General features: G+C 74.4%; 5 protein-coding genes and 1 pseudogene. 2 read left to right on the forward strand and 4 right to left on the reverse strand.

The genetic code is table 11. The annotated features are described in order from the left end of the window. Positions 1–1,576: APC family permease (locus KBX39_RS22080; RefSeq protein ID WP_312247475.1), on the reverse strand; the 1,576-nt coding region annotated here is incomplete at its 3' end. A 66-nt stretch (positions 1,577–1,642) separates the two neighbouring features. Continuing rightward, positions 1,643–2,614: a DMT family transporter gene (locus tag KBX39_RS22085; RefSeq protein ID WP_210872292.1), complete on the reverse strand. Its 972-nt coding sequence runs from the start codon at positions 2,612–2,614 to the stop codon at positions 1,643–1,645. 106 nt (positions 2,615–2,720) lie between these two features. Here KBX39_RS22085 and KBX39_RS22090 point away from each other — a divergent pair, with 106 nt between their 5' ends. After that, on the forward strand, positions 2,721–3,416 hold the full coding sequence (locus tag KBX39_RS22090; protein ID WP_210872294.1) for an HAD family hydrolase: 696 nt from the start codon (positions 2,721–2,723) through the stop codon (positions 3,414–3,416). A 77-nt stretch (positions 3,417–3,493) separates the two neighbouring features. Here the strand turns inward: KBX39_RS22090 and KBX39_RS22095 are convergent, their stop codons facing one another. Both KBX39_RS22095 and KBX39_RS22100 read right to left on the reverse strand, forming a co-directional pair. Next, a complete protein-coding gene (locus tag KBX39_RS22095) occupies positions 3,494–4,027 on the reverse strand; it encodes a hypothetical protein (RefSeq protein WP_210872297.1) in 534 nt (177 codons plus the stop codon). Between the two features lie 112 nt (positions 4,028–4,139). Beyond that, a complete protein-coding gene (locus tag KBX39_RS22100; RefSeq protein ID WP_064447573.1) occupies positions 4,140–5,009 on the reverse strand; it encodes a PhzF family phenazine biosynthesis protein in 870 nt (289 codons plus the stop codon). 33 nt (positions 5,010–5,042) lie between these two features. Here KBX39_RS22100 and KBX39_RS22105 point away from each other — a divergent pair. Continuing rightward, positions 5,043–5,245 (forward strand): annotated as a pseudogene (locus KBX39_RS22105) (magnesium transporter); the annotation flags it as partial.

Here is a 5,245-nt window from a genome sequence, read left to right on the forward strand (position 1 = left end):
ACTTGGCTACCGCCGCGGTCAGCAGCACCAGGCCGGACAGCGTCGCGCCGACCGCGTTGACCGCTAGCCGGCGACGCCAGCCCGGCCCCCGGCGGCGCCGCCAGTGCACCACCATGCCGGTCTGGGACAGCGTGAAGGCGAGGAAGACGCCCACCGCGTAGAGCGGGATCAGCCGCTCGGTGTGCCCGCCGAACGCGACGAACACCACCGCCGCGGTCAGCGCCAGCGCCACCAGCCCGTTGCTGAACGCCAGCCGGTCGCCCATGTGCAGGAACCGGCGCGGCGCGTGCCCGTCCCGGGCCATGAAGAACAGCAGCCGGGGAAAGTCGTTGAACGCCGTGTTCGCCGCGAGCAGCAGGATCAGCGCGGTGGTGGCCTGCAGGATCGCGTACCCGGGACCGCTTGGGAACGTGACCCGGCCGAGCTGGGACAGCAGCGTCTCGTCCGCGCGGGGCGCCAGACCGTCGAGGTGGATCAGCCCGATCAGGCCGGCGAACAGCGTCACCAGCATGGCGACCATCCAGCCCAGCGTGGTGCGGGCGTTGCGCCACTCCGTCGGGCGGAACGCGGGCACCGCGTTCGAGACCGCCTCGATGCCGGTCATCGACACCGCCCCGGAGGAGAACGCCCGCAGCACCAGCAGCAGGCCCAGCCCCTCGGCCGCGGGCGCCGAGGGCGGCGGCAGCGGCGCGAAACCCCGCGAGGCGGCCTTCGCGTACCCGACCGCCAGCACCACGAGCAGCACCACCACGAACGCGTACGTGGGCAGCACGAAGATGTTCCCGGCGGTGCGTACGCCACGCAGGTTGCCGGCGAGCAGCACGGCGATCACCAGCACCCCGAGCGGCACGGTCCACCGGCCGAGGCCGGGCAGCGCCGACGTGACCGCGTGCACCCCGGCCGCGATCGACACCGACACGGTCAGCACGTAGTCGAGCATCAGCCCGGCCGCGGCGGCGAGTCCCGGCGTACGCCCGAGGTTGTCCCCCGCGACGATGTACGAGCCGGCGCCGTGCGGATAGGCCGGGATGGTCTGCCGGTAGGACAGGCCGACCGCGACCATCAGCACCACCAGCACGGCGGCCAGCGGCAGGGCCAGCCCGAGCGCGGCGCTCCCGGCCAGCACCAGCACCGCGAGCATCGCCTCCGGCCCGTACGCGACGGAGCTGAGCAGATCCGAGGAGAGCACCGGCAGCGCGACCAGCTTGCGCATCCGCTCGTAGAGCACCGACGCGCTGGACAACGGCGGACCGATCAGGGTCCGGCGGACCCGGGCGACCGACCGGCCAGCCCGGTTGCCGGGCAGGTCGGCCGCGCCGGTGGCGACCAGTTCCCCCGGCTGCGCCACGGTGAACATGTCGATCGGCGCCAGCCGGCCGAAGCGGGTGGGCGCCGGATGGTGGTCGTGCCGGCCCAGCGTCGGGTCGACCGGCAGGTCGTCGGCGCGGCGCGGACCGCGCCACCGCTCGCCGATCCGGCCGAGGGCCGCCCGTTCCTCGTCGCCGAGCGGCGGGAACTCGGCCGAGGGCGTGACGACCGTGCCCGCCTGTGCCGCGTCGTCCCGCTCCGCCCCCACCCTGAGCACTTTCGTGCAAACGGGACCGTCCAGGGGCCGGAACGGCGCGACTTCGCCCCGACCGGCTCAGTCGGGCGCGTCGCCGGGTCGCCGCGCCCGCTCCGCGTCGCCCAGCGGGTCCGGGTCGGCGGGCGCCGCGACCGGCGTGGCACGGCGACCGGCCCGCGCCCCGCCGAGCACCACCCCCGCCAGGCCGGGCAGGGCCAGCGGCCGGGGCAGCTGGCCCAGCCACACCCAGCCGATCACTGCCGCGCCGGGCGCCTCCAGCAGGATCAGCACGCTCACAGTGGTCGCGGAGACCCGGTGCAGGGCGTAGTTGAACATCGAGTGGCCGAGCAGTTGGGCGCCGGCCACCAGTCCGAGGATCGCCAGCCAGGTCGTGCCCTCGAAGCCGTGCAGGCGTACCCCTCCGACCAGGCACACCACCAGCAGGACCAGCGCGCACACGCCGTAGCAGACGGTGGTGTAGGTGGTGGTGCTGATGCTGGCCCGGGCCCGCTCACCGAAGGCGGTGTAGACGGCCGCGAACAGGCCGCCGACCACCGCGAGCAGGTCACCGGCGAACGCCCGGCCCGAGACGCCGAAGTCCGCGCCGGTGGCGAGCGCCGCGCCGAGCACGGCCACCGCGATGCCGGCCCACACCGCCGCCGGCAGCCGCCGCCCCTGCCAGCGGGCGATCAGGCCCTGCCAGACCGGCTGCGTCGCGCCGAGCGCGGTAGCGGCCGCGACCGAGGTGAGCTGCGCGCTCGGCATCCAGGTGGCGAAGTGGGCAGCCAGCGCGACCCCGGCGAGTACGCAGTAGAGGCCCTCACGCCGGCCCGGCCCGACCGTCAGGGCGCGCAGCTCGGCTCGTCGACGGGTCAGCGCCACCGGCCCGAGGACCGCAGCCGACAACGCGGTACGCCAGAACGCGACAGCGAGCGCCGAGGCGGCGGCGAACGCCACGAGCGGCGCCGAGGACGACACCGAGGCGACAGCCAGGGCGAGCGCGCCCACCGTCAACACGTCGAGCGGCGGGCGATGCGGAACGGTCGGCACGAGCGGTAATCCTCACACGAACACCCGACCGACACGGAAAGTCAGCACTCCGTTACGATCATGCGTCCCGGCGATCTCCCCCCTCGACGTCCGGAGGCGTTCCCTCATGCCCAGATTCCAGGCCGTGCTGTTCGATTTCTTCGGCACCCTGACCCACGGCGCGCGGCGTGGAGCCGCCCACATCGCCACCGCCGAACTGCTCGGCTGCTCCCCCGAGGCCCTGATGGAGGTGCTGGACAGCAGCTTCTACGAACGGGCCAGCGGCTCCTTCGGTAACGCCGAGTCCACCATGCGCCGGGTGTGCGCCCGGCTCGGCGTCCACCCGTCCGACGCGGCGGTACGCGCCGCCGTCGCCGCCCGGCACCTTGCCGTACGCGCCGACACCCGGCTGCGCGCCGAGGCGGTCCCGGTGCTGGCCGCGCTGCGTCGCCGGGGCGTCGGCACCGGGCTGGTCAGCGACTGCACGCACGAGCTGCCGGCGTTCCTGCCGCAGCTCCCGGTCGCGCCGCTGCTCGACGCCCAGATCTTCTCGGTACGCCTCGGGCGCTGCAAACCGGACCCGGAGCTCTACCTCGCCGCGTGTTACCGGCTCGGCCAGGCGCCGGCCGACTGCCTCTACGTCGGCGACGGCGACAGCCAGGAACTGACCGGCGCGGAACGGGCCGGGCTGAGCGCGGTCCGGCTGGCCGCGCCGGATCTGGCCGGCCATGTGGTCCTCAACGCCGACCACGGCTTCGACGGGCCGTCGCTGACCTCGCTGACGGACGTGCTCGGCCTGCTCGACCCGGTCCCCGTCGCCTGACCGGGCCCGTCGGACGCGGGGCGTCGGACGTGGCCGGGTCGGATCGGGCGGCCGCCTGACGCCCCGGCGGTTCGCGGTCAGCGGCGGCGGACGCGGTGCAGGCGGAACGGCTTGCGGACGGCCCGCACCACGGGGGCCGGCCGGGGCTGCTCACTCAGCGAGCTGTCCGGCAGGTCGGCGCCGGTCACGACGGCGCCGACGGGCGCGAGCCGGTTGAGCGCGCATCCCTGCGCCACCCATCGCTCCACCAGCTCGGCGGCGGCCCCTGAGGCGTTGAGCCGCTTCGCCGCGACCAGCGGCGCGGCCGTGTCCCACTCCTCGGTGCCGGGTCGCAGCCGGGTCACCCGCGCCGACCAGGTGACGATCCGTCCGCCGTGGTCGCCGCGCAACGTGACCTCGGCGGTCTCGCTGTCGGCCAGCCCGGGGGCGGCCTGCTCACCGGGGCCGGTGACCACCAGCAGCGTGCCGTCCAGCGGGAGGCACCACAGCGCGTACGCCGGACCGCCGCCACTGCTCACCCAGCAGACAGCGGCCTTCTTCACCGCCTCGTCCACCAGCGGAGGAGTCACCCGCTCGTCCACCTCGTCACTCACCCCGCCATCCTCCCCCATCCCGGCCCGTCCCTCCCGCCCCGGCCGGTTGACCAAGGAGTTCGTGTCCTCCAGAGGCCCGTTCGCCGACACGAACTCCTTGATCAACAAGGTGGGATGGGGTGGGGTGGGGTCAGCCGATGAACGGGGGGACGGTGATCTCGCCTCGGGCCACCGGCATCACCTGGCCGGAGACGGTCGCGCCCAGCGCCAGCCCGCCGGAGGCGGTCACCGTGCAGGTCAGCGTGGAGGGGCGGTGGATCTCGATGCCCTGCCGGACGGTGTACTCCGCGCGCCCCTCGCCGGGCAGCAGCCCGCTCGCGACCAGCCACACGCCCAGGCCGAGAGCGGCCGAGCCGGTCGCCGGGTCCTCGGGCACGCCGAGCCCCGGCACGAAGACCCGGGCGTGCGCGGTTTGCGAATCGGCGTCCCAGGAGAAGAGGCTGACGTGCTCAACGCCGTACCGCTCCGCCGCCGCCGTGTTCAACCGTGCCCGGGCCACCGCGTCCGGGCGTACCGGAAGGTAGGGGAACTCCAGGCCGCACCCGGCGACGCGCGGCGGCGGGCCGACGTGGTCGGGGCCGGTGAGGCCGACCATCTCCAGCAGCGGTTCCGGGTCGAGTTCCGGGCCGAGCGTGGGCGTGCCGCCGGTGAGCGTCGCGCCGGTGGCAGTCACCTCGATCGGCAGGACGCCGGCGCCGCACTCCTGGGTGACCCGGCCCGCGCCGAAGACGCCACGCCGGCTCGCGGTCACCGCGGCGCCGACGCTCGGGTGCCCGGCGAAGGGCAGTTCGTCGGCGGGGGTGAAGATCCGCGCCCGGTAGGTGGCGCCGACCTGTGTCGGCGGGAGCACGAAGACCGTCTCGGACAGGTTGAACTCCAGCGCGAGCGCCTGCATCTGCTCGGTGGCCAGCCCTTCCGCGCCGAACACCACGGCCAGCGGGTTGCCGGCGAAGGGGCGGTCGGTGAAGACGTCCACGATCTCGTAGCCCAAGGTCGACATGCTGTTAGAGAGTAGGCCCTTAGGCTGGTGCCCGTGAGCACGCCGAACCGGGTCTACCTCGCTCGACTCGCCGGAGTCGCCGTTTTCGACCCGAACGGCGATCAGGTCGGCCGCGTCCGGGACGCGGTGGCGCGGATGCGCGCGACCCAGCGACCGCCGGAGGTGGTCGGCCTGGTCGCGGAGATGCCGATGCGACGACGCATCTTCCTGTCCATCAACCGGATCACCTCCATCGA

Origin of the sequence: Micromonospora sp. D75 (assembly GCF_018070405.1) — a bacterium.
GTDB classification, from domain to species: Bacteria; Actinomycetota; Actinomycetes; order Mycobacteriales; family Micromonosporaceae; genus Micromonospora; species Micromonospora chalcea.